The 25,291-nt window shown below is 54.0% G+C and carries 30 protein-coding genes; 27 read left to right on the plus strand and 3 right to left on the minus strand.

Annotated elements, in window-relative coordinates; all coding sequences use genetic code 11:
* The first annotated feature begins 35 nt into the window (after positions 1-35).
* The 17 genes from FLZ89_RS11995 (at position 36) to sigF (ending at position 15,464) form a co-directional block, all read left to right on the plus strand.
* Positions 36-623, plus strand: a complete 588-nt coding sequence (locus FLZ89_RS11995; protein WP_141305052.1) for a hypothetical protein — start codon at positions 36-38, stop codon at positions 621-623.
* Positions 620-2,542 carry a 1-deoxy-D-xylulose-5-phosphate synthase gene (gene dxs / locus FLZ89_RS12000; RefSeq protein ID WP_141305053.1) on the plus strand — a complete coding sequence of 641 codons (1,923 nt, stop codon included), beginning with the start codon at positions 620-622 and terminating at the stop codon, positions 2,540-2,542. Before FLZ89_RS11995 ends, dxs begins: the two co-directional genes overlap by 4 nt.
* Positions 2,535-3,344, plus strand: coding sequence for a TlyA family RNA methyltransferase (locus FLZ89_RS12005; RefSeq protein ID WP_141264941.1), 810 nt, complete (start codon positions 2,535-2,537; stop codon positions 3,342-3,344). Before dxs ends, FLZ89_RS12005 begins: the two co-directional genes overlap by 8 nt.
* A gap of 20 nt (positions 3,345-3,364) precedes the next feature.
* Positions 3,365-4,324 (plus strand): NAD(+)/NADH kinase, encoded by a 960-nt coding sequence (locus FLZ89_RS12010; protein WP_141264940.1) that lies wholly within the window; start codon positions 3,365-3,367, stop codon positions 4,322-4,324.
* Complete coding sequence (gene argR, locus FLZ89_RS12015; RefSeq protein ID WP_141305054.1) at positions 4,221-4,679, plus strand: arginine repressor; 459 nt, start codon at positions 4,221-4,223, stop codon at positions 4,677-4,679. The genes FLZ89_RS12010 and argR overlap by 104 nt, the downstream gene beginning before the upstream one ends.
* A 4-nt stretch (positions 4,680-4,683) precedes the next feature.
* The gene (gene recN, locus FLZ89_RS12020) at positions 4,684-6,360 is read left to right on the plus strand and encodes a DNA repair protein RecN (RefSeq protein WP_141305055.1); all 1,677 of its coding nucleotides are present in this window, start codon (positions 4,684-4,686) and stop codon (positions 6,358-6,360) included.
* A 158-nt stretch (positions 6,361-6,518) separates the two neighbouring features.
* Positions 6,519-7,838 carry a SpoIVB peptidase gene (spoIVB, locus tag FLZ89_RS12025; RefSeq protein WP_141305337.1) on the plus strand — a complete coding sequence of 440 codons (1,320 nt, stop codon included), beginning with the start codon at positions 6,519-6,521 and terminating at the stop codon, positions 7,836-7,838.
* Positions 7,839-7,944: 106 nt separating this feature from the next.
* Positions 7,945-8,718: a sporulation transcription factor Spo0A gene (gene spo0A, locus FLZ89_RS12030; RefSeq protein ID WP_141264936.1), complete on the plus strand. Its 774-nt coding sequence runs from the start codon at positions 7,945-7,947 to the stop codon at positions 8,716-8,718.
* A 67-nt stretch (positions 8,719-8,785) separates the two neighbouring features.
* Complete coding sequence (locus FLZ89_RS12035) at positions 8,786-9,322, plus strand: NUDIX domain-containing protein (RefSeq protein WP_141305056.1); 537 nt, start codon at positions 8,786-8,788, stop codon at positions 9,320-9,322.
* Positions 9,323-9,387: 65 nt separating this feature from the next.
* Entirely contained in the window at positions 9,388-10,002 is a 615-nt protein-coding gene (gene spoIIM, locus FLZ89_RS12040; protein WP_141264934.1) for a stage II sporulation protein M, read from the plus strand.
* Positions 10,003-10,021: 19 nt separating this feature from the next.
* Positions 10,022-10,264, plus strand: coding sequence for a hypothetical protein (locus tag FLZ89_RS12045; RefSeq protein WP_141264933.1), 243 nt, complete (start codon positions 10,022-10,024; stop codon positions 10,262-10,264).
* Between the two features lie 121 nt (positions 10,265-10,385).
* Complete coding sequence (gene xerD / locus FLZ89_RS12050) at positions 10,386-11,273, plus strand: site-specific tyrosine recombinase XerD (RefSeq protein ID WP_141264932.1); 888 nt, start codon at positions 10,386-10,388, stop codon at positions 11,271-11,273.
* A 32-nt stretch (positions 11,274-11,305) separates the two neighbouring features.
* Positions 11,306-12,466, plus strand: a complete 1,161-nt coding sequence (locus FLZ89_RS12055) for a phosphopentomutase (RefSeq protein ID WP_172613723.1) — start codon at positions 11,306-11,308, stop codon at positions 12,464-12,466.
* A gap of 72 nt (positions 12,467-12,538) precedes the next feature.
* Positions 12,539-13,774, plus strand: a complete 1,236-nt coding sequence (locus tag FLZ89_RS12060) for a D-alanyl-D-alanine carboxypeptidase family protein (protein ID WP_141305057.1) — start codon at positions 12,539-12,541, stop codon at positions 13,772-13,774.
* Positions 13,775-13,854: 80 nt separating this feature from the next.
* Entirely contained in the window at positions 13,855-14,193 is a 339-nt protein-coding gene (locus FLZ89_RS12065; RefSeq protein WP_141264929.1) for an STAS domain-containing protein, read from the plus strand.
* Entirely contained in the window at positions 14,193-14,639 is a 447-nt protein-coding gene (spoIIAB, locus tag FLZ89_RS12070; RefSeq protein WP_141264928.1) for an anti-sigma F factor, read from the plus strand. The genes FLZ89_RS12065 and spoIIAB overlap by 1 nt, the downstream gene beginning before the upstream one ends.
* A gap of 33 nt (positions 14,640-14,672) precedes the next feature.
* Positions 14,673-15,464, plus strand: a complete 792-nt coding sequence (gene sigF / locus FLZ89_RS12075) for an RNA polymerase sporulation sigma factor SigF (protein ID WP_172613724.1) — start codon at positions 14,673-14,675, stop codon at positions 15,462-15,464.
* Positions 15,465-15,577: 113 nt separating this feature from the next.
* On the opposite strand, the gene FLZ89_RS12080 is transcribed toward sigF, so the two are convergent.
* Both FLZ89_RS12080 and FLZ89_RS12085 read right to left on the minus strand, forming a co-directional pair.
* Positions 15,578-16,738, minus strand: coding sequence for a UxaA family hydrolase (locus FLZ89_RS12080; RefSeq protein WP_141305058.1), 1,161 nt, complete (start codon positions 16,736-16,738; stop codon positions 15,578-15,580).
* Positions 16,739-16,740: 2 nt separating this feature from the next.
* The gene (locus FLZ89_RS12085) at positions 16,741-17,019 is read right to left on the minus strand and encodes a UxaA family hydrolase (RefSeq protein ID WP_253256478.1); all 279 of its coding nucleotides are present in this window, start codon (positions 17,017-17,019) and stop codon (positions 16,741-16,743) included.
* A 257-nt stretch (positions 17,020-17,276) separates the two neighbouring features.
* Here FLZ89_RS12085 and FLZ89_RS12090 point away from each other — a divergent pair, with 257 nt between their 5' ends.
* From FLZ89_RS12090 to hepT, 6 genes are all read left to right on the plus strand, one after another.
* Positions 17,277-17,684: a RidA family protein gene (locus FLZ89_RS12090; protein ID WP_141264924.1), complete on the plus strand. Its 408-nt coding sequence runs from the start codon at positions 17,277-17,279 to the stop codon at positions 17,682-17,684.
* 78 nt (positions 17,685-17,762) lie between these two features.
* Positions 17,763-18,014 (plus strand): hypothetical protein, encoded by a 252-nt coding sequence (locus tag FLZ89_RS12095; protein ID WP_141305059.1) that lies wholly within the window; start codon positions 17,763-17,765, stop codon positions 18,012-18,014.
* A 221-nt stretch (positions 18,015-18,235) separates the two neighbouring features.
* Positions 18,236-18,916, plus strand: coding sequence for a helix-turn-helix transcriptional regulator (locus FLZ89_RS12100; RefSeq protein ID WP_141305060.1), 681 nt, complete (start codon positions 18,236-18,238; stop codon positions 18,914-18,916).
* A 91-nt stretch (positions 18,917-19,007) separates the two neighbouring features.
* Positions 19,008-19,403 (plus strand): secondary thiamine-phosphate synthase enzyme YjbQ, encoded by a 396-nt coding sequence (locus FLZ89_RS12105; RefSeq protein ID WP_141264920.1) that lies wholly within the window; start codon positions 19,008-19,010, stop codon positions 19,401-19,403.
* Positions 19,404-19,490: 87 nt separating this feature from the next.
* The gene (gene mntA, locus FLZ89_RS12110; RefSeq protein WP_141264919.1) at positions 19,491-19,937 is read left to right on the plus strand and encodes a type VII toxin-antitoxin system MntA family adenylyltransferase antitoxin; all 447 of its coding nucleotides are present in this window, start codon (positions 19,491-19,493) and stop codon (positions 19,935-19,937) included.
* Positions 19,930-20,352 (plus strand): type VII toxin-antitoxin system HepT family RNase toxin, encoded by a 423-nt coding sequence (hepT, locus tag FLZ89_RS12115; protein ID WP_141264918.1) that lies wholly within the window; start codon positions 19,930-19,932, stop codon positions 20,350-20,352. The genes mntA and hepT overlap by 8 nt, the downstream gene beginning before the upstream one ends.
* A 36-nt stretch (positions 20,353-20,388) precedes the next feature.
* On the opposite strand, the gene FLZ89_RS12120 is transcribed toward hepT, so the two are convergent.
* On the minus strand, positions 20,389-20,598 hold the full coding sequence (locus tag FLZ89_RS12120; protein WP_083476461.1) for a dodecin family protein: 210 nt from the start codon (positions 20,596-20,598) through the stop codon (positions 20,389-20,391).
* A 250-nt stretch (positions 20,599-20,848) separates the two neighbouring features.
* Between FLZ89_RS12120 and nadA the strand changes: the two genes are divergently transcribed.
* The 4 genes from nadA to FLZ89_RS12140 all read left to right on the plus strand — a co-directional run bounded on the left by nadA (position 20,849) and on the right by FLZ89_RS12140 (position 25,283).
* Entirely contained in the window at positions 20,849-21,748 is a 900-nt protein-coding gene (gene nadA, locus FLZ89_RS12125) for a quinolinate synthase NadA (RefSeq protein WP_141264917.1), read from the plus strand.
* A gap of 146 nt (positions 21,749-21,894) precedes the next feature.
* Complete coding sequence (nadB, locus tag FLZ89_RS12130; protein WP_141305061.1) at positions 21,895-23,508, plus strand: L-aspartate oxidase; 1,614 nt, start codon at positions 21,895-21,897, stop codon at positions 23,506-23,508.
* Positions 23,509-23,526: 18 nt separating this feature from the next.
* On the plus strand, positions 23,527-24,360 hold the full coding sequence (gene nadC / locus FLZ89_RS12135; RefSeq protein WP_141264915.1) for a carboxylating nicotinate-nucleotide diphosphorylase: 834 nt from the start codon (positions 23,527-23,529) through the stop codon (positions 24,358-24,360).
* A gap of 152 nt (positions 24,361-24,512) precedes the next feature.
* Positions 24,513-25,283, plus strand: a complete 771-nt coding sequence (locus tag FLZ89_RS12140) for a fumarylacetoacetate hydrolase family protein (RefSeq protein ID WP_141264914.1) — start codon at positions 24,513-24,515, stop codon at positions 25,281-25,283.
* Positions 25,284-25,291 lie beyond the last annotated feature (8 nt).

A 25,291-nucleotide genomic window follows, 5' to 3' on the forward strand; every position in this document is an offset into this window, starting at 1 on the left:
ATAATCCTTATCCCTCATGGAGGCAGAAAACACATTTGGCCAGATCACAAGGTCGTTCCTCCTGGAAAAATGCCCTGACTATGGGCGGAGGAACTTTTTTTATAGCCCTGGCTGTAGGCTATGGTTCCCAGGTGTTTCTGGGTAGAATAACTTCAATAATTTTAACCTTTACCCTGTTGCTGTTAATTATCGTGGCGGGTATTGCCTTTGATATTGTTGGCGTAGCCACGGCGGCGGCCAGTGAAGTACCCCTGCATGCCCGGGCGGCCAAAAAGATCCCCGGCGCCCGCCAGGCCCTGGGTTTGCTGCGCAACGCCGAACGGGTGACCAGCTTTGCTACCGACGTGGTGGGGGATGTCTGCAGCACCTTGAGCGGTGCGGTTGGGGCGGTAATTATCTTACGCCTGGCAGGACAGCATGGAGCGGAAGACCTGCTGGTCAGTACTATTATGACGGCCATTATTTCGGCTGTGACTGTGGGGGGTAAAGCCCTGGGCAAGGGATTTGCCCTGCGCCAGGCCAATGATATAATATTTTTTGTGGGCCGGCTGTTGTACGGCGTGGAAAAATTAACCGGGTGGCGCCCCTTTAACTATGCACCCCAGAAAGGACGGCGGCCATGAACCTGCTGGATAAAATTAACGAACCGGCTGATGTGAAAAAGTTGAATAACGTGGAACTCGAGATGCTGGCCGTGGAAATACGCAGGGAACTGGTCCGGACGGTGGCCCGCACTGGCGGCCACCTGGCGCCCAACCTGGGGGTAGTAGAGCTGACTCTAGCCCTGCACAGCGTTTTCGACTTACCCCGGGATAAAATCATCTGGGACGTGGGCCACCAGTGCTATGTGCACAAGATGCTTACCGGCCGGCGTTCCCAGTTCAGCACTTTACGCCAGTTCGGGGGCTTGAGCGGCTTTCCCAAGCGAGCCGAAAGCCCCTATGATGCTTTTGATACCGGTCATAGCAGCACCTCTATTTCCGCTGCCTTAGGCTTTGCCCTGGCCAGGGATTTAAAGGGTGAGGATTACCAGGTAGTAGCGGTTATTGGCGATGGTGCCCTGACGGGCGGTATGGCCTTTGAGGCCATGAATCATGCCGGTCATCTGAAAACCAGCCTGATTGTGGTGCTGAATGATAATGAAATGTCTATCTCCAGCCCTGTAGGGGGCATGGCAGCCTACCTTTCTCGCCTGCGGACGGATCCCATGTATTCCCGGGGCAAGGAAGAGCTGGAAAACCTCCTCAACCGCCTGCCCCATTTTGGTCCCCGGGTTTTAAAGATAATTGACCGGATTAAAGATAGCTTTAAATACCTGGTTGTTCCGGGAATGCTTTTTGAGGAACTGGGCTTCACGTACCTGGGTCCCATCGAAGGCCACAGCATAACCCGGCTTAAAGAAGTACTGCAACGCGCCCGGGTTACCCGTGGGCCGGTCCTGGTACATGTGATTACCACCAAAGGCAAAGGTTATCATCCTGCTGAGACCCATCCCGGCCGCTTCCATGGCGTTGGCCCCTTCGACCCGGAAACAGGTGAACCTGTAACTACCGGGGGACCGCCGACTTTTACCTCCGTCTTTGGCGCTGAGCTGGTACGCCAGGGGGAGAAAAACAACCGCCTGGTAGCCATAACGGCGGCCATGCCCGACGGTACCGGGCTCATTCCTTTTGCCCGGCGCTTCCCCAGACGCTTTTTTGATGTCGGCATTGCCGAGCAACATGCCCTGACCATGGCCGCCGGCCTGGCGGCTGCGGGATTAAAACCGGTAGTGGCCATTTACTCTACCTTTTTGCAACGGGCCATAGACCAGGTAATCCATGACATTGCTTTAATGGAACTACCGGTAGTCCTGGCCATTGACCGGGCCGGTCTGGTGGGCGAAGATGGAGAAACTCACCAGGGCCTCTTTGACCTGGCCCTGCTACGCAGTATCCCGAGTATGGTAATCATGGCTCCCAAAGACGAGCAGGAGCTGCGGCACATGCTAGTTACAGCTATCCAGCACCACGGCCCGGCAGCCTTACGTTATCCACGGGGTGCCGGCGTGGGTGTACCGTTAACCGGTGTAGCCCAGCCCCTGCCTATCGGCAAGGGGGAGGTCCTGCGTCAGGGCAGGGATGTAGCCATCCTGGCCCTCGGGCCCCTGGTTTACGCCGCCCTTGCCGCAGCGGAAGAACTGGCCGCCCGGGGTATTGAAGCGGCAGTCATCAACCCGCGCTTTGTTAAACCCCTGGATGCGGATTTAATTCTCAGCTGGGCCGGTAAAACCGGCTGCCTGGTGACGGTTGAGGAACACGTCCTGGCCGGCGGTTTTGGCAGCGCCGTCCTGGAATTGCTGGCTGCCAGAGATATGGTGAGGACGAGGGTGCAATGCCTGGGGATCAAGGACCAGTTTGTCCCCCAGGGTAAAGCGGCCGTGTTACGGGAACACTTAGGTTTGACGCCGGCGGGGATCGTCAAGGCCGTCCAGCAGGTGTTGGAGGGAGAGTCGATGTTTACCAGGCGTAAATTGGGTACCAGGGAGATTTCCGGTGGCTAGGCAACGACTGGACGTCCTGCTGATACAGCGGGGACTGTTTGGCAGCCGCCAGCAGGCACGGGCAGCTATTATGGCTGGTGAGGTGCTGGTCAACAATATCCCGGTAGACAAGCCCGGGGAGAGGGTCCCGGTTGATGCGGCGATACGCCTTACCGGCCGGCCCCTGCCTTACGTCAGCCGCGGCGGCTTAAAGCTGGAGAAGGCCTTAAAGGTTTTTAATATTGATTTGCACCATAAAGTAATCTTGGACGTGGGCGCGTCCACCGGAGGCTTTACCGACTGTGCCCTTAAACACGGCGCCGCCCGGGTCTATGCCGTTGATGTCGGTTACGGCCAGCTGGCCTGGTCGCTACGCCAGGATCCGCGGGTAATTGTCCTGGAAAGAACCAACGCCCGTTATCTGGAACGGGATAAGCTAGGGGAGCCGGTTGACGTGGCCACTATAGATGTAGCCTTCATTTCCCTGGCGAAAGTCCTGCCAGCCGTCCGCCGCTGCCTTAAACCGGAGGGGGAGATTATTGCCCTGGTCAAGCCCCAGTTTGAAGCCGGCCCGGGCCGGGTCGGTAAAAAAGGGGTTGTGCGCGACCCAGTCGTCCACATGGAGGTTTTAAAAGAAGTAATGAACGCGGTAACCGGGTTGGGTTTAAAAATATATGGGTTGACCTGGTCACCCATCAGCGGCCCGGAAGGTAACCTGGAATTCCTCCTCTGGCTGGGTTTAAAAGGCCAGGGCCTGGCACCAGCAGACTGGCAGCACCTGATTGAACAGGTAGTAGCTGCAGCCCATCAGGAAGTGCATTAGGTTTGAAGTGAGGGAGTCAATTGCAGCAGATTGGTATGGTGGCCAACCTGGATAAGCCGAGGGTAAAGGAAGTAGCCCTGGAAATCATGGCCTACCTGGAAGACCGCGGTGTGAGGGTACTGGTATCCACCAGCAAAGCTGCCGCCCTGGGCTGCCCGGAAAAGGGCGTGCCGGAAAAAGAGCTGGCAGGTGCCGATTGCCTTTTAGCTCTAGGTGGTGACGGCACCCTCCTGCGGGCGGCGCGAATAGTTGCCGGTGCCGCTACGCCCATTCTCGGCGTCAACCTGGGTCACCTGGGTTTTTTAACAGAAATTGAGCTGGCTGAACTTTATCCCGCCCTTGATAAGCTCCTGGCCGGTGGTTACCGCCTGGAAGAGCGGATGATGCTCCAGGGTGCCGTCAGGCGACCGGACCAGGCCCTCCACTGCCAGGCCTTAAATGATGTTGTAATTACCAAGGGCGCTTTTTCCCGCATGCTCCGCCTGGAGGTTTATATCGGCCCGGCCTACCTGGACACTTATCCGGCTGACGGTCTCATTATCTCCTCACCTACGGGTTCAACGGCTTATTCCCTGTCGGCCGGCGGCCCCCTGGTATCACCGCAGCTGCAGGTGATGATATTAACGCCCATCTGTCCCCATACCCTTTATAGCCGGCCCCTGGTTGTACCGGCGGAACAGCAGATCAGGGTCCATGTCCATGCCCAGGGAGCGGAAGTCATGCTAACTGTTGACGGCCAGCAGGGATGGCGCCTGGAGAACGGGGACGTCGTTACCGTGACGCGAGCGGAAGTACCTACGCGCCTGATACGTTTAAAAAATAACACCTTTTACAGCCTGGTACGGGAGAAATTGCGGGAAGGGGGGAGCCGGCAGTATGACGAAAGCCAGGCGCCAGCAGCTGATTCTGGAAATCATAGCCAGGACCCCGGTAACTACCCAGGAACAGCTGGCCCGGGAACTCAACAAGCACGGGCTTAAGGTGACTCAGGCTACCGTTTCCAGAGATATTAAAGAACTGGGCCTGGTTAAAGTGCCGGCGGGGGAGAATCTCTATCGCTACGCCGCACCGCCGGGACAGCCCCCGGTCAACGTCTATGGCCGCTTGCAACGCCTTTTTGAAGATTCTGTTGTTAAAATAAACGACAGTGAAAACTTGATTTTAATTCGCACCCTGCCGGGGACGGCCCATGCCGTTGCCTCCTGCCTGGATAACGTGGCCTGGCCGGAGATTATAGGAACGGTAGCCGGGGATGATACCATCCTGGTCATTGTTAAACCTAAAGAAGCCGTGGCTGCGGTTTTAAAGCGTTTTGAGGAGCTCAGGGAAGGGTGAGGCCATGCTCCAGGAACTGCAAATCGAAAATTTTGCCCTGATCGAATCCCTGCAGCTGGACCTGGAACCCGGGCTAACGGTCCTCACTGGCGAAACCGGCGCCGGAAAGTCCATCATTGTCGATGCCGTGGGGCTTCTGGTGGGGGCGCGGGCTTCAGCGGAGTATATCCGTTCCGGTGCCGAACGGGCCCTGGTGCGCGGGCTCTTTCAGGCTGCCGGTATACCTGGACTGGAGGAAGTCCTGGCCGAATTTGGTGTTCCGGTTGAGGCCGACGGGACCCTTTTGCTCAGCCGGGAAATCAGCCGCAGCGGCCGGCATAGCTGCCGCGTTAACGGCCGCAGTCTCACTTTAAGTATGTACCAGAGAATTGGCCAGATGCTGGTCGATATCCACGGCCAGCACGCCTACCAGTCAATTCTCAGGCCCGCCTCTCAGACGGACCTGCTTGACGGTGTGGCGGGTTTAATGGAACTGAGGGCGCAAGTTAAAGAACTTTACACAAAATGGCAGAATTTACAAAAAGAGCTAGCAGAACTCGGCGGCGACGCGGCGGCAAGGGAACGGCAGCGTGACCTGTTAACTTACCAGCTAAAGGAAATATCTGCCGCTAATTTAAGACCGGGTGAAGATGAAGAATTACTCCGGGAACGGGAGATTCTAAATAATGCGGCCAGGCTGGCTGAAGGGGCTGTTGCAGTTTACGCTGCCCTTTTTGGGGAAGAAGGCAGGGCGGCCTATGACCGCATCAGCCAGGCAGCGGCAATTCTGGATACCATGGCTGGCATCGATGCTGGCCTTAAACCCTGGCAAAATTTACTGGAAGCTGCCGCCGCCCAGGTGGAAGAGGTAGCCCGCGGTATCCGCCGTTACGGGGAAGAGCTGGACTATAACCCGCAAAGATTAAAAGAAATTGAGGAACGCTTGGAATTGATTAAAAACTTAAAGCGTAAATACGGGAACGATATTCCGGCCATCCTGCGCTATCAGGCGGAGACGGCAACAGCTTTGGAGGGCCTGGAGCAAAGGGCAGCCAGAGTGGCGGCCATGGAAAAAGAAATAGCTGCCGCTGAAACCAAGTACCGGGAAGCAGCCCTGCGGTTACGCCGGCAGCGCTTGAAGGCAGCGCAAAAATTGGCTGCGGAGATAACCGCTGTATTGCATGACCTGGCCATGCCTGCGGCCCGGGTAACAATAGCCTGCACGGAAGCGTCCCTGCCGGGACCCGCAGGGATGGATACGGTAACTTTTCTCTTCCAACCCAACCCCGGGGAAGGGAGCCGTCCCCTGGCTCAGATTGCCTCAGGCGGGGAAATGGCGCGGGTAATGCTGGCCTGCAAGAGTATCTTAGCTGATGTTGATGCAGTGCCAACTTTGATTTTTGACGAAATTGATGCCGGGGTGGGCGGTGCTGCCGCCCGCGCGGTGGCCAGAACTTTGGCGGCCATTGGCCGGCGCCACCAGGTTCTCTGCATTACTCACTCGGCGCAACTGGCCGGTGTTGCCGGGCAGCATTACCGGGTTAGTAAGGTTGTCCAGGGTGGGCGTACCTTTACCAGAGTTGAAAAATTAACGGGTGAGGCCAGGGTGGAAGAACTGGCCCGGTTGTTATCCGGGGAAACAAGCCCGATTGCCAGGGAGCATGCGGCCGCCCTTTTAGAACAGTCGCAGGCCAAAAATTGAAATTTATGTTATTGACATTTAAAAATCATAAATTAGCACCTGAACGCTTCCTAATGCAGGCTATATCTCCTCCTCAGGACGTTTTTAACAGCATAAAAGCGACGGCCTGAGGTTATTTTATGTTTAGAAAGCAAAAATAAAATCCCTGAATGGGGGTGGTGCCCTTGAAACGCCTGGGGCGCCAGGTTTTCGGCCTGGTGCTGGCGGCATTGTTATTGTATGGAGGAATGCTCCCGCCGGTACGCGGGTTTTTTAGTCTGCCCCAGATGCTGCGCCTGTCAACGGCGGCGCCTTTTAAGCTAAACTGGGAACTACCGCCGGGCCTGGCCCGGCAGGTAGAAGTGCAGGTTAACAGCCTGGATGAAATCAGTACGGCCAGCCAGGGTCGCCCGGGCTGGTGGCAGCTCCAATTAAAATTATTTGGTCTTATTCCCTTAAAAAATATTACCGTGCAGATGGTCCAGCCGGTCAGTGTTTTTCCAGGCGGCCAGGCCATTGGCGTCCTGCTCAAAACAGAAGGGGTAATGGTCGTGGGCCAGGCAGCCGTAACGGACAACCAGGGCAACAAGCTTTACCCGGCGCGGCAGGCCGGCCTGGAAACGGGTGATACCATCGTAGCCATTGATGGCCAGAAGGTTAGCAGCGATCAGGAAGTGGCATCCTTGATCGATGCTGCCGGCCGTGCCAAGCGCCCTTTAAGGCTAACGGTCAGAAGGGATGAGCATTTGTTTAGCTTAAATATCCAGCCCCTGTACTGCCGGGAGACGGGGCGTTACCGGATCGGCATCTTTGTCCGGGACAGTACCGCCGGTGTGGGGACATTAACCTTTTATGACCGGGACAAGAGTGTCTTCGGCGCTTTAGGGCATATCGTTACCGGTGACGGCCAGACGGGAATGAATATCAGCGGTGGCCGGATTGTTGCGGCCGCCATCCAGGGGATCCATCAGGGGAGACGGGGCCAGCCCGGGGAAAAAATAGGTGTTTTTCTGGAAAACAGCAGTTTTAGCGGCATAATCAAGAAAAATACCACAGTTGGCATATTTGGGACAATAACGGGTAATATTCCGGGCTATTTTACCTCACCTTTGCCGGTTGCCCTGGCGGAGACGGTGCGCCCGGGACCCGCCGAAATCTTAACAGTAGTTGAGGGAGAGAAGGTAGAAAGGTTTCAGGTGGAAATTGAACGGGTAATGCTCCACCAGCGAGCCAGTGGTAGAGGGCTTATTTTACGGATAACCGATCCCCGGCTACTGGCCTTAACAGGGGGAATTATCCAGGGTATGAGCGGCAGTCCCATTATCCAGGATGGGCAACTGGTGGGAGCTGTGACCCATGTGTTTATTAACGATCCTACCAGGGGGTATGGAGTGCTGGCCGAATGGATGCTGCAGGAAACAGATCTTGTCTCGCCAACCAGGGGAACTGTCGTCGAATCCCCTGGGAGATTACATATAATGGAAAATGATGTTGGATAACCAAAAGTTTTGCCTCTTTATGCGATTGGAAGGATTATCCCTTATCGGCGTCGAAAACTATCTCGACTAAAATGACACGGGTCTTTAGGAGGCGGGATGAAATACAATGAAAGACCCCATAAAGGTATTAATCGCCGATGATAATCGGGAATTTTGTGAAGTACTTGAGGAATTTTTTAACAGGCAGCAGGATTTTGTTTTGTCAGGGATAGCCCATAATGGCCATGAAACCCTGCAGCTTATCCAGGAGCAAGAGCCGGACGTTGTAATTCTAGATATTATTATGCCGCATCTTGACGGTATCGGTGTCCTGGAACGGCTCAATGATTTAAACTACGAACCGCGGCCGAAAATAGTAATCCTTACGGCTTTGGGCCAGGAGAGCACGACCTTGCGTTCCATGGAGCTGGGGGCTGATTATTACATACTTAAACCCTTTGACCTGGAAGTGCTGGGCAACCGTTTACGGCAACTGGCCAACGGATACTCCTTGCCCGCGCCACCGGCCCAGTTAAATCGTAGCGGTCGCAATATGGATGTTGAAGTAACCAAGATTATCCATCAGATGGGGGTTCCGGCTCACATTAAGGGTTATCAATACTTACGTGAAGCCATCCTGATGGTAATCGACGACGTGAGCCTCTTGGGCGCGGTGACAAAAGAGCTTTACCCCCTGGTGGCGAGGAAATTTATGACCACGCCCAGCCGGGTAGAACGCGCCATCCGCCATGCCATCGAGCTGGCCTGGGACCGGGGCAACGTGGAGATGATGAATAAGTTCTTTGGTTATACTATTAACGTAGAACGGGGCAAACCGACCAACTCGGAATTTATTGCCATGATAGCAGATAAACTAAGAATAGGCGCCAAGACAAACTGATATACGGGAGGTCAGGGGAACTGGCGTAATGCCAGTTTCTTATCTTTTTTCGGAGGGAGAATGAAATATGGATCTTACCGAAGTGCTGCTGAGTTCTGAACGCATTTATGAAGGACGTATATTGAATTTGCGCCGGGACCGGGTGCGGCTACCCGATGGCAATGAAGCCAGCCGCGAAGTTGTTGAACACCCGGGCGCTGTAGCAATTATCGCTCTGGATAAAGAAAAAAACGTTTATCTTGTTCGCCAGTACCGTTACCCTATTGGCCGGATAACCCTGGAGATCCCCGCCGGCAAACTTGATGCCGGGGAAGAACCGGTAAATTGCGCCCGGAGAGAGCTGGCGGAGGAAGTAGGCCTCAAAGCTGCCGAATGGCAACTGCTTTTAACCTTCTATTCAACACCGGGCTTTTCCAATGAAATCATGTACCTTTTTATGGCCACCGGCCTCGAACCTCACCGGGAAGAAGCTGATGCCGATGAATTTCTGGAAGTGGTACGGCTACCTCTGGCTGCCGCCGTGGCCGAGATCTTTAAGGGTACTATCCAGGATGCCAAGAGTATTGCCGGTTTGCTGGCCGCCGCCCGTACTTTGCAGGCATAAATATCCCCAGGCGGCATAACTATCTAGGGGATGATATTTGACTGAGCGGCCGGGGAGGGAATGAGGTGGAAAGGGCCCTTGCCAGGCACATCAGGGACAACCTGGGCTTATATCTGGTCATATTTTTCTTTTTCCTGGGAGGAATTATTGCCGGAACAGTTACCCTTTACTTCCTCGAGGAACAGCAGGTGCTCCAGCTGGCCGCCTACCTGGATAACCTCTTGCAGCAATTTAACAGCAGCGATATAAGCGGGTATAAAGTCGTTCAACAGGCCATTATCAATGCCCTTAAAGAGATCGGCCTGGTATGGTTTTTGGGCTTAACGGTAATTGGCATACCTTTGATTATTGTCGTTGTCTTCTTAAAGGGCTTTATCCTTGGTTTCACTGTCGGTTTTTTGGTGCAGCAGAAAGCCATCCATGGTGTGGCCCTGTCGCTGATGGCCATCATGCCACCTAACCTTATCCAGATTCCGGCCTTATTTGTGGCGGCTATGCTGGGCATTTCCTTTTCTACCAGTTTAATGCACGGGCGAAGCTTTAATGAAAGGGGCATTTTACCGCGATTTTTAAACTATTCCATTTTTATGCTGCTGGTCACGCTGCTGGTAGCGGGCGGGGGCCTGGTGGAGGCATATCTCGCGCCGGTTTTTGTCAGGGTGGTACTCAATTATTTTTAAAAGTTTGGAGGGATAGGGGATGATTGTTGTTACCATTAGTAAATGGCGGCAAAAGCTTGTCTGGCTGCTGGCAGCTATACTGGTGGCCGCTGTCTTGCTGGGCCAGATGGTAGGCAGTGGCCGGTCCAACCTGGCAGGGCAAAGCAACACCCCGGCTGCCGTCCGGCAGCAGGATCAGCCGGCTGCTGCCCCAGCGGCAGGGGAAGCAGCCCACCTGGAGGGATTATTAGAGAAATTAAGGAGCTTTTACCGGGGTGAATAAGTGGTAGAAAGATCCGCCTTTAGCAGGCGGGTTTTTTATGGCTTTTTTTGGTGACGATGGAGGACTTTTACCTGTACATGTGGAAATAATCTGGTAAACTTAAGGGGAATGGTGGTGCGCCGTGCGTGAGCTGGTGGATGAATTCCTTTACTATCTGGTGGTAGAAAGGGGACTGGCGGAAAATACCCTGGCTTCCTATAACAGTGACCTGCAACAATTTTTGCAGTACCTGGAAAATAGCAAGGTAAAATCTTTGCGCGAGGTTAATCATGGCTTACTGGTAGCCTACCTGGTGAAACTGCAGCAGGAAGGCCGGTCACCGGCGACGATTTCCCAGCACCTGGCTGCCTTAAAATCCTTTTACCACTTTTTATTAAGGGAACGCCTGGTGGATAGCGATCCTACGGCCAACCTGGAATCCCCGCGGCAAATAAAAAAACTACCCCAGGTATTGACAGTGGATGAAGTTGAGAGGCTCCTCAGCCAGCCGCGCCCGGATACGCCTGCGGGTTTAAGGGATAAGGCCATGCTGGAATTGCTTTATGCCACAGGCCTGCGGGTCTCGGAACTGGTGGCCCTCAATGTGGACCAGGTCAACCTGGAGGGGGAATTTATCCGCTGCCTGGGCAAGGGGTCGCGGGAAAGGGTGGTTCCCATGGGCCAGGTGGCCTGTTTTCACGTGCGGACATACTTGGAGAACGGGCGGGGGAAACTAATCAAAAAGAAGATGGAGCCGGCCCTTTTTGTCAACCAGCACGGTCGGCGCCTTTCCCGCCAGGGCTGCTGGAAAATTCTTAAAGGATATGCCCGGGCGGCCAACTTGAAAAAGGAAATTACGCCCCATACCTTGCGCCATTCCTTTGCCACCCACCTGCTGGAAAATGGCGCTGACCTGCGTTCGGTCCAGGAGCTTTTGGGCCATGCCGATATTGGTACAACCCAGATTTACACCCATCTTACCAGGAAAAAGATTCGCGAGGTGTACGACCGGACCCACCCGCGGGCGTGAGAACATTTATGGAGGCAATAGCTGCAATGGCCATCGATCGCGTTATAATCATCGTTCTCGACAGCGTTGGTGTAGGTGAACTGCCAGATGCCGGAAAATTTGGCGACGAGGGCAGCAATACCCTGGGGAATATCGCCGCTACGGTGGACCTGCACCTGCCGAATATGGCCCGGCTGGGACTGGGCAATATTATTCCCCTCAAGGGCATTGCCCCGGTAGCCGCACCTGCAGCCGCCTATGGAAAAATGGCTTCCCGGACGGCCGGTAAGGATACTACCAGCGGTCACTGGGAGCTGGCCGGCCTGATTTTAGAGCGTCCCTTCCCTCTTTATCCCCACGGCTTCCCCCCAGAGATCATCGAGCCCTTTGAAAAGGCCATCGGCCGCAAGGTCCTGGGCAACAAACCGGCCTCCGGTACGGTTATTATTGAGGAACTGGGCGTCGAACATATGCGCACCGGTTACCCCATTGTTTACACCTCGGCCGACAGTGTCTTCCAGATAGCAGCCCATGAAGACGTTATCCCCGTCCAGGAACTCTACCGTTACTGTAAAATTGCCCGGCAACTGCTGACGGGTGAACACGCGGTAGGCCGGGTAATTGCCCGGCCCTTTGTCGGGGAACCGGGGCATTTCATTCGTACGGACCGGCGCCAGGATTTTTCCCTGGAGCCGCCCCGGCCTACACTGCTGGATGCCGTCATAAGCGCCGGCCTCCAGGTCATGGCGGTCGGTAAAATAAAAGATATCTTTGCCGGCCGGGGCATCAGCCGCTGGATTCATACCCATGATAATATGGACGGCGTCGATCAGACGTGTAACTTCATGCGAGAAGGCGGCCGCGGCCTTATTTTCACCAACCTGGTGGATTTTGATATGCGCTATGGCCACCGCAACGACGTGGCCGGCTATGCTGCCGCCCTGGAGGCCTTTGACCGGCGCCTGCCGGAGTTGCTCGAGGCGTTAAACGAGAATGATGTCCTGGTGCTTACCGCCGACCACGGTTGCGACCCCACCACCCCCAGCACCGATCACTCCCGGGAGTATGTCCCCCTTCTGGTTTGTGGGAGGCAAATCAGGCCAGTAAATATTGGCGTGCGCCCTACCTTTGCCGACCTGGGGGCTACTGTTGCCGATCTTTTGGATGTCCCCTATAACCTGGCCGGGGAGAGTTTTGCTTCTATATTGATGTAATAAATGCTCATATTTTCCCCCTCTCGCTAATATAAGTTAAAAGAGAACAAGCCTGGCGAGGAGGGCGGTGGGGTGCGTAAAACAGGAGTTCTACTACTGGCGGTCATCCTGGGACTGTGCTTGCTTCCAGGGTTACTGCTGGCTGCAAGTTCGGGGCCAACAGACGCGGCCGGGGCCCTGCCGGCGGATGCACAACCGGCGCAGGCTGCTGCAGGCAACCAAGCAGCAGCAAGCCTGACCCTGAACGCCAAAGGGGCCATCCTTATGGACCCCCAGACGGGGGAGGTCCTCTGGGAGAAGAATGCCCATGCCCGTTACTACCCGGCCAGCATGACCAAGCTGATGACTATGATAGTAGCCATGGACATGGTGGCCAATGGCCAGGCCAGGTTGGATGAACCGGTGCAGACCAGCGAGCGGGCTGAAAGTTTTGGCGGTTCGGAAGTCTTCCTGGCTGCGGGGGAGACTTTCCCCCTTGAGCAGATGCTCATTGCCATCGCCGTGGCTTCGGCCAACGACGCGGCAGTGGCCGTGGCCGAACACCTGGCCGGCTCGGAGGAAGCCTTTGTGGCCATGATGAATGCTAAGGCCAAAGAACTGGGCTTGAAAAATACTCATTTTGCCAACTGCCATGGCCTCCATGATGAGCAAAACTATACTTCCGCCTACGATATGGCTGTTATTGCCCGTTATGCCTTGAAGTACCCCAAAATCAGGGAGTGGACCTCTATCAAACGTTACACCTTCCGCCGGGAACCCTTGTCCATCCTGGACAATACAAATAAAATGCTTTACTGGTACCCGGGTACCGACGGCTTTAAAACCGGCTTTACCGATGCCGCCGGCTTGAACCTGGTATCAACGGTCGAAAGGGATGGCCTGCGTTTAATCGCCGTAGTTATGGGCGTGGAAACCCCCCGGGGCAATTTCACCGATTCCATGAAGCTTTATAACTGGGCCTATAAACAGTGGGCCTTCCAGCAGCTCTATGGCCCCGGCCAGGTAGTAGCCACCGTACCGGTAGGCAAGGGCCGAGTGGAACAGGTCAAAGCCATCACCACGGCTAAAGTTGGGGCGCGGGTTAGCCGCATCCGGGGCAAGGCCGAAAAGGTAACTGCCAGGGTAGATTTACCGCCGCTTTTAAATGCTCCCGTTAATGAGGGTCAGAAGGTCGGCCAGGTGACGGTCTTCAGGGATGGTAAAGAGATCGACCACGTCGACCTGGTGACCGGCGAAGGGGTAGCCAGGGCATCCCTGGGCCAGGAGATTACCAGGGCAATCCGGGCCGTTTTCACCATTCGACAATAATTTTACCATTATTTAGCAGGAAGAAAGCCGGTGAAGAGCGAATTAACCCCTTCGGAGATCGTAACGAGGGGGTTTTTCCTTTGCAGGTATTTTTTAGCATGGAAGGTAAAGAACTCTGGGCGCGGGTCAAGGGAGAAGTTGACCTGGAAAGCGCCGACGCTTTGCGCCGGGAACTGGAAGCCAGCCTGGATCACGCCCGCCCAGAAGTATTGCTGCTGGATCTGGAAGGAGTTACCTTTATGGATAGTTCAGGGCTGGGGGTAATCCTGGGCCGTTACCGGGATTTAAAGAAGCAGGGAGGCAGGGTGGTCATTTGCCGGCCCCAGCCCCAGGTAAGGCGGTTGCTGGAAATATCCGGCCTTAGTAAAATTATGACCATCCATCCCGATGGGCCAGAAACTGCGGGAGGGGTTGACTGATGGCTGGTGAGGCGCAAGTTAAAAACAGTATGGCCTTGGAGTTTTTGAGCCTGCCGGAAAACGTAGGCCTGGCCAGGGTGGCGGTTGCCACCTTTGCCGCCCAGGTAGATATGACCTTGAATGAACTGGAAGAGATTAAAGTTGCGGTTTCCGAAGCGGTGTCCAATGCCATCATCCACGGTTATCGAGGAGAACCCCGGGGTATAGTACGGGTGGCCGTGGAGCGCACGGCAGCGGGGCTGGTAATTACCGTGGAGGATAAAGGCTGCGGTATTCCCGATGTGGCCACGGCCATGCAACCGGCCTACTCCACTGATCCCGAAAGGATGGGGCTGGGCTTCGCCTTTATGCAATCCTTCATGGATGACCTGGAAGTGACCTCGGAGGTCAACCGGGGGACGCGGGTGAAGATGTTTAAAGCCTTCAAAGGAGAGGCTGGAAAGTAACCGGGGTGGCGATTTAAAGTGCGCTTGTCGGAAATGAACCTGCCCCGCTTTCCCCTCCTGTCTGAGGCTGAAACAGAAGAGCTGTTACGCCGGGCCAAGGCGGGGGATAAAGAAGCCCGGGAGCGGTTGATTAATTGCAACCTCAAGCTGGTTTTCAACCTGGTCCAGCGCTTTGAACATCGCAACTATGAGCTGGAGGACCTGTTCCAGATCGGCACCATTGGCCTGATCAAAGCCATTGACAAATTCGACCTGAGCTACCAGGTGCGGTTTTCCACCTATGCCGTTCCTATGATTTTAGGGGAAATCAGACGGTTTTTGCGCGATGATAGCACCGTTAAAGTAAGTCGTTCTCTAAAGGAGACAGCTTTCAAGGTCAACCGCACCCGTGAGGAAATGGCCAAAAAACTGGGCCGGGAACCATCTATTAGCGAAATAGCCGAAGCTATGGATCTTTCCCGGGAGGAAATAGTAGCCGCCCTGGAAGCCGTACAGATGCCGGGGTCCATCCACGATACCATTTACCAGGATGACGGCGATCCAATTTACGTTTTGGACCAACTGGCTACAGAGGAAGGGGAAGAGACAGCATGGCTGGATAAAATTGCTATAAAAGAAGTGCTGCGAAAGATTCCGGAGAAACACCGGCGGGTCCTGGTCATGCGTTTTTTCCAGGATAAAACCCAGGCCGAAGTGGCAGCCCGTATGGGATTGTCGCAAGTGCAGATTTCCCGCATCGAGCGCCAGGCCTTGCAAAAAGTCAGGGAACTGTTGCAGGCGGAGGGAAACAAAGGGGCGTCGCCGGCAGATAAAGAAAATGGGTGAAACATAAAAAAGTGGGAGACTGGAGCGAATGCCAATCGCTTTTCGTCTCCCAATTATTATTTTTACCATGATACCGCCGGCCATCCTGGCCGTCAGGTAAGGATACTATAATATTAAGCGCTGCGGTAAAGTTTGGTGAGGATAAATTCCTTGTGGCTCAGGGCCTCGGCGCAGGTATAACGGCCGTTCAGGGTACGGATAAACATATCCAGGATGGCGGTGCCGGCACCGTCCAGGTCCATTTCCCGGCGCAGCAGGCCTGTCAGGTCGACGTCAATGTGCTCGCTCATGGTACTGACCGTTACCGGGTTGGCCGATATCTTGATTACCGGGATGATGGGATTGCCGACAATGTTGCCTTGGCCGGTGGTGAAGAAGTGCAGGACCGAGCCGCCGGCAGCAAAAAGGGTCACGGCTTCAGCGCCGGCAGAAGAGGTCTCCATGTACCACAAACCCTTACCTTTGGGGGCTTCGGCGGGCTGGAGGACGCCCTGGATCAGGGCCCGCCTGCCGATTTTCTGGATGTTACCGAGGGCCTTTTCTTCGATAGTAGTCAGGCCGCCGGCGATATTGCCTTCTGTAGGCTGGGAGCCGCAGAGATCGACGCCCTGGGAAATAATAAAGTCGCTGTAGGATTTAAAGCTCTGCATGAACTGTTCCCGGATCTCCGGGGTGGCGCAACGGGCGGCTACCAGGTGCTCGCCACCGGTAAGCTCGGAAGTCTCGCCGAAGAGGACGGTGGCACCCATATCGACCAGGCGATCGACAACGTTACCTATGGAAGGATTGGAGGCTAATCCAGAGGTGGTGTCGGACTCGCCGCACTTGATGCTGACGACCAGTTCGGAGATATCGCATTCCTCTTTTTGCAATTCGGTAGCATACTGGACAAATTCGATAGCCTTGCGGGAAGCCATTTCAATGACCTTCAGGTCGCCGTAGCGCTCAATGGCAAAGCCGGCCACGGGTTTCCCGGTTTTGGCGACGCCTTCCACCACGCGGTTGGTCCAGTTGGGTTCAATTCCGATGACGATGCAGGCCGCCACATTGGGGTTGGAGCCGGTGCCGATTAAGGTGCGGAAGAAGAGTTCCAGGTCTTCGCCGAATTGGAGGCGGCCATAGGGGTGGGGCAGGGCGATGGTGCCGTCAATGAGTTTGGCTACACCTTCGGCGGCAGCATTGGAAAGGTCATCTAAGGGAAGAATAACTACCCGGTTGCGGACGCCGACGCTACCGTTTTCCCGGCGGTAGCCCATGAATTTGGTCCCGGTCATTTTTACCACCTCGCAGTTTTTAAATTATGGACGTGGACATGTTCGCCTTTGGCAATGGGGGCTACGGTTTTGCCGATTGGTTCGCCGTACTTGATTACCGTTTCACCATTGGCGATGTCCTTAAGGGCAATCTTGTGGCCGAGTTTGATGTCGCTCAAGGCCTTTACGGTAATGATGGAGTTGTCTTCCATCACCCATCCGCTAACCGTCTCGCCGGCCTGGATATCGGCCACGGCCACACCAACGGTATCCCGCTTGTCATGGACAAAAAATTTTTCCACTTCAGGTTCCCCCTCTCCGGAAATGTAAGAAAAGGACTCATCTGGAAGGCATAAAGTATGAGGTCTGTGGTAAGACCACATTTATTGTACAACCTTCTGTTAATAGTGTCAAGGCAAAATTTAATAGTAGATCCCCATAAAAAACAAGCAAGTATTACAAAAAAATTGTAAGATGCAGCAGGAAAATTTATAGTAATGGCGAATAATAATTACCAACCAAAGGATATATTAGGCAAACTTGAAAGGATGATGTTTAGTTGTCGCTCAAAAATGTTATTGCAACTGATGGGGCACCGGCAGCTATTGGTCCTTATTCCCAGGCTATTAAAGTTGGCAATATTATTTTTACTTCCGGTCAAATTCCCATTGACCCGGCCAACGGCCAGGTTGTGGAAGGTGGGGTGGCCGAGCAGACGGCCAGGGTGATGGCCAATTTGCAGGCCGTGCTGTCTGCTGCAGGAGCCAGCCTGGATGACGTTGTTAAAATAACACTGTACATTAAGGATATGAATGATTTTGGTGTCATCAATGAAGTTTACAGCCGTTATTTTGCCAAAGAACCCCCGGCGCGTTCCTGCGTGGAAGTGGCTCGGTTACCCAAAAATGTACTTGTGGAGATTGAGGCAGTCGCGGTTGTTGCCGGAGATAAGCAAACACTAGAGTAAACAAGAATAGCGCTAGGAGGAATATTATTTAGCTATAGGTACATTTAGCTCAAGGCGACGTTCGAGGAGGAAGAGAGGATGAGTTTTGTCCGTTGCTTGGAGTGTCCGAGGTGCCACAGTACTTATACAGCAACAGAGATTCATAATCTCTGCCAGTGTGGTTCTCCACTGCTGGTGCGTTATGATCTGGAACGCCTGGGGCAGGCTGTTAAAAAAGAGGACTTAAAAAGCCGGCGGGCCGATCTCTGGCGTTACTGGGAGTTTTTGCCTTTGAGAGGGAGAACTGGTAAAACCGGAAACAAAGGTATCAATGTAGAAATAGTAAAGTAATTTTTACACGAATAATTTATTTGTTTTATTTGTTAGGGCCGGCTAAGCTGGCCTTTCTTTTTAAACACCGGGTTAGTTGAACTGTTAATTCTGCTTTCTGAAGGGTAAAGGCCTAATACACCTGCTTTAAATCGTTTCTTAGTCATTTTCCTTGAACAGCTCAACAAATAAGGTATTTTTTTGTATAATACTAACCATAAAGGTTAACAAGGGGGTTAACCATGGCAAGCGACCAAATCCACCCGGCCCTTAAGGCTATGAAACCTATTGCCCAAGGCATAGCAGCAACCTTTGGTAAAAATTGTGAAGTTGTTCTTCATGATCTCAGCGAGCCGTCCAGTTCCCTTATTTTCAAAGCCGGATCGGTGACTAATAGAGAAATCGGCGCCCCGGTTACCAACCTGGTGTTAGAAGCTCTGCAACGTTACGGTGACGCCACCGAGGATTTAATCGGCTATCTTAACCGGACCAAGGACGGTAAGGTCTTGAAATCCTCCACCATTTTTATCCGTGATAACAGCGGCAAGATCATTGGTTGCCTGTGTATTAACTTTGATCTTACTGAGTTCCAGCTGGCAAAAAATATTTTAGAAGACTTTTGCCAGCTAAAGGACCTGGCGGAAGCAGGTTTTGAACGTACCCAGGAGCAGTTTGCCCGGGACATTAACGAAGTGGTTGACAACGTAGTGGAAAACGTCCTGCAGGAACTGGGCAAACCGGTACCGGTCATGACCAAGGAAGAAAAGGTTAAGGCCGTGGAAATGCTTGATGACCGGGGTATTTTCCTGGTCAAGGGGGCGGTGGATGTGGTAGCCCAGGCCCTGGCAGTTTCAAAATATACCATTTATAATTACCTGGAGGAAGCCCGGGCCCTTAAAGGCAACCGGAGGGCCGTACTATAGAGTTATCAGAAGATAGGGGAGCAGGCTGGAAACTTGGCCCTTAAGAAAAAGCCGGACAAAGTTGGCGGCAATTTTGGGGAGGCAGGACAGGATGCTTTTTACCTTTGATCTCCAGACGCCAAGCAAAGAGGCCATGGTTGATATTACCCACCTGGCAGCTAGAGCAGTACAGGAGGCGGGTGTAAAGGAAGGCCTTTGCCTGGTCTACGTCCCCCACACGACGGCAGGCGTTACTATAAATGAAAATGCCGACCCGGATGTGGCGGCCGATATCCTGGCGGCTCTGGCCAGAATTGTTCCGGCGGGAGGTTACCGCCACGGCGAAGGCAACTCGCCGGCTCACATCAAAACCTCCCTCATGGGCAGCAGCCAGATGGTGATTGTCCATAACGGCAACCTGGTGCTCGGTACCTGGCAGGGCATTTATTTCTGCGAATTCGACGGTCCCCGCCGGCGCAAGGTGCATATCAAGGTATGGCAGGGATAGCGATAAAGACTGCTCGACATTTCGGAAGGCCGATGGTATAATATACCTGTAACGCAAGATAATAGTAGGAACGAAGCGGTGAGCTAAATGGAGAATACTTCCCTTTCGCTGGAAGAACGCTTGCGGGAGGCCTTGATAACGAGAAAAGAAATTATGTTTGCTTATCTCTTTGGTTCCCACGCCCGGGGAACGGCGAATAAACTGAGTGATGTAGACGTGGCCGTTTTTCTGGATGAACTCCGTTTACCGCCGGTGGGTCACTATGGTTATAAAAGTGAGTTGCTTGTTGCCATGAGACAGGAGCTGCGGGAACCGTTGGATTTTGTTATCCTTAATGAAGCACCTTTACCCCTGCGTTTTCGTGTCCTGCGGGATGGAAAACTCCTATTCTGCCGCGATACCCGGGTTCGGATAACTTTCCACGAAAAAACCATGCGGGATTACCTTGATTTCCGGCCCATGCAGAAGATTCAAGTGGAGTACCTGCACAAGAGAATGGCCGAAGGACGCTTTGGGGGTGCAAGGGATGGTTGATGCGGCCGTTATCAATCGAAAATTGCAACAGCTGGAAAGTTATCTAGCTCAACTGGAGAAGCATAAACATGTTAAGGCCCCTGACCTGGAAAAAAATATGGAACTAGCCTGGATCGTAGAACATGGTTTGCAACTAAGCATCCAGGTTGTACTGGATATAGGTACGCATATCCTGGCTGAAGAAGGAATTATTGTAGATGAATATAGCAATATTTTTGGTGAACTTGCCGAACTAGGGGTTTTACCTGAAAAATTTGCCCGGGATATTTCCGGCATGTCAGGATTTAGAAATATTCTGGTCCATGAATATGGCAAGGTAGATATGGAAAAAGTGGCCGATATCATGAACCACCACCTTGATGATTTTCGTCAGTTTGCCCGCTATATTGTTAAGTACCTGGGTTGGAGTTTTTAGCTGCTATAAAGCCCCGGCGATTCCCGGGGCTTACATTTATAGATCGGCGCTATGATCGGCATAAGCGATTTTCACATTGGCCTTGAATTCGGTTAGTTTGCCGTCTCTAACATTGGCAGTCAGGTTATAAACCTCTACGCCAGAGATGTTTTTTACCTCCCGGCTAGCTTCAGCCACTGCCTGCTGGACGGCATCCTTCCAGTTATGGGGCGATTCGCCCACCAGTTCTACTACTTTAACGTGCAAAAGAAAACCTCCCTTCCTTCAAAAATCATATTTACTGTTGGTTTTATTATTCCCCGGCCAGGTAGAATAATCCCCTTTCTTGACGGAGTAATAAACGGGATTTATAATAACCTTAAGTGACAAGACAGCTGATAAGACAGAACCAATAAATTTAACCTCTAGCAGGACTGGTCTGGCGGCTATCTTTAGGATTGGAGATTACACCGGGGATGTCCGTACGGTCCTGAGCACTTTTGGAAGGGGAGAACTTATGTCGGAACTGGTTCAAGAAATAGAAAAACTAAAAAAAGAACGCCAGGCGGTAGTCCTGGCCCATAATTACCAGCAGGATGCCGTCCAGGATATAGCGGATTTTGTGGGCGATTCCCTGGCCCTCAGCCGTTATGCTGCCACTACCAGGGCCAAGGTGGTAGTTTTAGCCGGGGTACGCTTTATGGCGGAAAGTGCCAGCATCCTGGCACCAGAAAAAATAATCCTCCTGCCGGACAGCCAGGCCGGCTGTCCCCTGGCCGATAGCATTGATGTCGAGGCCCTGCGGGAAGCTAAAGCTAGATACCCGGATGCCGCGGTAGTCTGTTATGTTAATACCTCAGCAGATGTTAAAGCCGAAAGCGATATTTGCTGTACCTCCAGCAATGCCGTGGCGGTCGTTCAGTCCCTGACCCGGCGAAGAATACTTTTTGTCCCGGACCGGAATCTCGCCAGTTTTGTCGCCCGGTTTACCGACAAAGAGATAATCCCCTGGGATGGCGGCTGCCTTACCCATTACCGGGTAACCCTCGACGAGCTAGATAGGGCCAGGGCGGCCCACCCGGAGGCCGAAATCCTGGTCCATCCCGAGTGCCGGCCGGAAGTCGCCCGGGCGGCCGACTTTGTCGGCAGTACCGGGGCCATTATCAAATATGCCCGGGAAAGCAGGGCTAAAGAGTTTCTAATCGGTACGGAGATGGGCATTCTCCACCGCCTGCAGCTAGATAATCCGGAGAAAAAATTTTATCTCCTGTCCCCGGGGCTGGTTTGCCCTAATATGAAGCTTACCACCCTGGAGAAAATAGCCCGCTGCTTACGGGAGATGCAGCCGGTAGTCCAGGTGCCGGAAACCATCCGCAGCCGGGCCTACCGCGCCCTGGAGCGCATGCTGGCCGTGTAATTGGCTTTAAGGATAAAGCTAAGCCCGGTCAAAATGAGGAGCAGTTACTGGTTTGGGGAACAAGTTGTTACGGCTGCCTTTTTCATCCTCTGCTGGTGCCGTCCAGGCGGCATGAATGTCTACTTTGAGGAGAGATTATTTGAAGTATGGACTGGGAAAGGGTTCCCCGTTATCTCGTCAATTTTAATCTTACTGGTTTACCCCGGGAAGAGACCGATATTTTGATTATCGGCAGCGGCATTGCCGGCCTTTATACAGCTTTAAAGGTAGCCGGACGCTACCGGGTGGTCCTGGTAACTAAAGATAACCCGGCGGAATGCGCTACCGACCTGGCCCAGGGGGGAATTGCCGCTGCCATTAATGAGGAAGATTCCGCCGCATTACACCTGGAAGATACTTTAACGGCGGCTGCCGGCCTGGGGGACCCTGCTGCCGCCAGGGTGCTGGTAACAGAAGGGCCCGGACGGGTCCAGGAGCTGATTGAATGGGGTATACCCTTCGATCGTGAAGGCGATAAGGTAGCCCTGGGTAAGGAAGGAGCCCACAGCCGGCGGCGCATCCTTCACGCCGGCGGCGACGCCACCGGGGCTATCATCTGGCAGGGCCTGGCAGCTAGGGCGGCAGGAGCCACAAACATTCAGCTGTGGCCGGGGACCATGGCCCTGGACCTGCTGGTTGTTGAAGGCCGCTGCTGCGGCGCCCTGGTGTTAACCGGAGCGGGAACCCTGAAGGCTATCCTGGCTCAAGCTGTTGTCCTGGCCTGCGGCGGCGCCGGCCGAATTTACCCCGTTACGACCAACCCGGCAGTAGCTACCGGCGACGGCGTGGCCATGGCCTACCGCGCCGGGGCTGAGGTCATGGACGTGGAGTTTTACCAGTTTCACCCTACCGTCCTGGTGCACCCCGGCGCACCCGGTTTCTTGATTTCCGAGGCCGTCCGTGGTGAAGGGGCGATTTTACGCAATCAGGCCGGCGAAAGGTTTATGCCTGCCTACCACCCCTTGGGGGAGCTAGCCCCCCGGGATGTCGTCGCCCGGGCGGTAGCCAGCGAGATGGCCCGGCACGGGTCCGGCCACGTTTATCTGGACCTGACCCACCTCGAGGGCGAACTGGTGCAACGCCGTTTTCCCACCATCACCTCCACCTGCCGGGAGCTGGGATTAGACCCGCTAAAGGAATGGTTGCCCGTGGCCCCGGCGGCCCATTACTTTATGGGCGGGGTACGAACGGACTTAAACGGGCGGACTAATATTACCGGCCTTTATGCCGGCGGCGAAGTGGCCTGTACCGGGGTCCACGGCGCCAATCGCCTGGCCAGCAATTCCCTGCTAGAAGGCCTGGTTTTTGGCGGACGGATAGCCGCCGAACTTTTAAACCAGGAACTCAAGCCATCCCCCTGTCCACGGCTAAAATACAACACGCTAAAAGATGGCGGCCAGGAGGATACCGGCAACTGGCTGGCCGTCCAGGAAATTATGCAGCAGCGGGCAGGTTTAATCCGCAATAGGGAGGGCTTACAAGAGGCTGCCAGCACCCTGGAATCTTGGTGGCCGTTACTGGGTTATCCAGCCCGGGATCGACTGGCGGTAGAGATCCGCAATATGCTGACTGTGGCCCATTTAATTATTACTGCCGCCACCTGGCGCCGGGAAAGCCGGGGCGCTCATTACCGCGAGGACTTCCCGGAAACCGATCCCGCCTACCGGAAACGGCTGGTGCTGGCCAGGGAGAAGGAAGCCAGGGAAGTCCCGGTCGTGTAGAAGGGGGATTGCTAAATCATGCTCAATATGCTCGCAGTTACAGAAATAGTCAAAAGAGCCCTGGAAGAAGACCTGGGCGCGGGAGACCTGACCAGCAGCGCCCTTTTTACCCCTGCCGACCGCGGCCGGGGGGAAATCATCGCCCGCCAGGAGGGCATTATTGCCGGCCTGCCGGTAGCCGGACTGGCCTTCCAGCTGCTACCCCCGGGCTGTACCTTTACACCCCTGGTAACCGATGGGAGCCAGGTTGCCGCCGGGCAAAGGGTAGCCTTGGTAGAGGGGTCTCTGGTGGCCATCCTCGGGGCCGAAAGGGTGGCTTTAAATTTTCTCCAGCGCCTCTCGGGCATCGCTACCCTGACGGCCCGTTATGTAGAGCTGGTTAAGCCCTATAAAGCAAAAATTTGCGATACCCGCAAGACCGTTCCCGGCCTGCGCCTCCTGGATAAATACGCTGTCCGCATGGGGGGCGGGGTAAACCACCGCTTGAACCTGGGCGATGCCGTCCTGCTTAAGGATAACCATATTAAAGCGGCCGGGAGTATTACCGCGGCGGTAGCCAGGGTCCGCCGGGCTATTCCCCTGACGACGAAAATTGAAGTGGAAGTTGAAAACCTGGCTCAGGTCGAAGAGGCCCTGGCCGCTGGGGTGGAGCTGATTATGCTGGACAACATGTCTCCCCCGGAGATGCGCCGGGCCGTAGAAGTGATTGGCGGCCGGGCCTTAGTAGAGGCTTCCGGCGGCATCACCCTGGACCGGGTAGCGGAAGTAGCGGCTACCGGCGTCGACTATATTTCCGTTGGCTCCCTGACCCATAGCGTTGCCGCCCTGGACCTGAGTTTGGAACTATTTTAGCCTCCTGCCTCCCGTGAGGAGGCTTTTTAAATACCCCTGGTAATTTTATTTTTAACAATGAGGAGGATTTTATCCTCGGAGTTTGAACTAAATAAACTGGGGTCCTGAAACATATTATTGTGATAATAAAAGGGCAGAAGGAGGCAAAAGTAATGGTGAAAGTCGAGAAATTGGTTCGCTTTGCTGCCGGGAAAGATATCTTTTACGGCCGCCTGGAGGGAGAGACGATTGTCGCCTTTGAAGGTGATATTTTCGGGGAGCACTGGGAAAATGGCCGGTGCTTCAGTTTAAACGAAGTGCGTCTATTGGCTCCCTGCCGGCCCAGTAAGGCTGTATGTGTAGGGCTGAATTATAGCAATCATATTAAAGAAATGGCCGAGAAAGTGCCGGAAGAGCCGGTCATCTTTATCAAGCCGTCAACCTGTGTAATTGGCCCTAATGAAAATATAATTTACTGGCCCGTGGTTAAACGCCTTGATTACGAAGCAGAGTTGGCCGTGGTTATCGGCCGTGAGGCCCATAATGTAAAAGAAGAAGAAGCCTGGGAGTATATTTTCGGCTATACCGTTGGAAACGACGTTACAGCCAGGGATTTGCAGCAGAAAGACGGCCAGTGGACCAGGGCTAAGAGCTTCGATACATTTTTACCCCTTGGACCCTATATTGTGCGGGGTATTGACGTTTCCGACCTTCGCGTCCAGTCTTTTTTAAACGGCGAACTAAAGCAGGACGGCCGTACTTCCCAGCTCATCTTTTCTATACCTTTTCTGGTGAGTTTTATCTCTCAGGTAATGACCTTATTACCCGGAGATGTAATCATGACCGGCACGCCGGAAGGGGTGGGTCCCATGCAGGTGGGCGATACCATTGAAATTAGGGTGGAAAAGATAGGGAGCCTGGTTAACAGGATCATTGCTCGGTAATTATCACT

This window comes from Moorella sp. E306M, assembly GCF_006538385.1.
GTDB lineage: Bacteria > Bacillota > DSM-521 > Neomoorellales > Neomoorellaceae > Neomoorella.

What these genes read in the sequence shown, in the direction of transcription:
- argR (WP_141305054.1), top strand. Translation starts at nt 4,221, where the DNA reads ATGACGAAAGCCAGGCGCCAGCAGCTGATTCTGGAAATCATAGCCAGG.
- FLZ89_RS12095 (WP_141305059.1), top strand. Translation starts at nt 17,763, where the DNA reads ATGAGTTTTGTCCGTTGCTTGGAGTGTCCGAGGTGCCACAGTACTTAT.
- dxs (WP_141305053.1), top strand. Translation starts at nt 620, where the DNA reads ATGAACCTGCTGGATAAAATTAACGAACCGGCTGATGTGAAAAAGTTG.
- nadA (WP_141264917.1), top strand. Translation starts at nt 20,849, where the DNA reads ATGTCGGAACTGGTTCAAGAAATAGAAAAACTAAAAAAAGAACGCCAG.
- FLZ89_RS12105 (WP_141264920.1), top strand. Translation starts at nt 19,008, where the DNA reads ATGCTTTTTACCTTTGATCTCCAGACGCCAAGCAAAGAGGCCATGGTT.
- FLZ89_RS12045 (WP_141264933.1), top strand. Translation starts at nt 10,022, where the DNA reads ATGATTGTTGTTACCATTAGTAAATGGCGGCAAAAGCTTGTCTGGCTG.
- FLZ89_RS12035 (WP_141305056.1), top strand. Translation starts at nt 8,786, where the DNA reads ATGGATCTTACCGAAGTGCTGCTGAGTTCTGAACGCATTTATGAAGGA.
- recN (WP_141305055.1), top strand. Translation starts at nt 4,684, where the DNA reads ATGCTCCAGGAACTGCAAATCGAAAATTTTGCCCTGATCGAATCCCTG.
- spo0A (WP_141264936.1), top strand. Translation starts at nt 7,945, where the DNA reads ATGAAAGACCCCATAAAGGTATTAATCGCCGATGATAATCGGGAATTT.
- sigF (WP_172613724.1), top strand. Translation starts at nt 14,673, where the DNA reads ATGAACCTGCCCCGCTTTCCCCTCCTGTCTGAGGCTGAAACAGAAGAG.
- FLZ89_RS12100 (WP_141305060.1), top strand. Translation starts at nt 18,236, where the DNA reads ATGGCAAGCGACCAAATCCACCCGGCCCTTAAGGCTATGAAACCTATT.
- spoIIAB (WP_141264928.1), top strand. Translation starts at nt 14,193, where the DNA reads ATGGCTGGTGAGGCGCAAGTTAAAAACAGTATGGCCTTGGAGTTTTTG.
- mntA (WP_141264919.1), top strand. Translation starts at nt 19,491, where the DNA reads ATGGAGAATACTTCCCTTTCGCTGGAAGAACGCTTGCGGGAGGCCTTG.
- nadB (WP_141305061.1), top strand. Translation starts at nt 21,895, where the DNA reads ATGGACTGGGAAAGGGTTCCCCGTTATCTCGTCAATTTTAATCTTACT.
- FLZ89_RS12080 (WP_141305058.1), bottom strand. Translation starts at nt 16,738, where the DNA reads ATGACCGGGACCAAATTCATGGGCTACCGCCGGGAAAACGGTAGCGTC.
- hepT (WP_141264918.1), top strand. Translation starts at nt 19,930, where the DNA reads ATGGTTGATGCGGCCGTTATCAATCGAAAATTGCAACAGCTGGAAAGT.
- nadC (WP_141264915.1), top strand. Translation starts at nt 23,527, where the DNA reads ATGCTCAATATGCTCGCAGTTACAGAAATAGTCAAAAGAGCCCTGGAA.
- FLZ89_RS12140 (WP_141264914.1), top strand. Translation starts at nt 24,513, where the DNA reads ATGGTGAAAGTCGAGAAATTGGTTCGCTTTGCTGCCGGGAAAGATATC.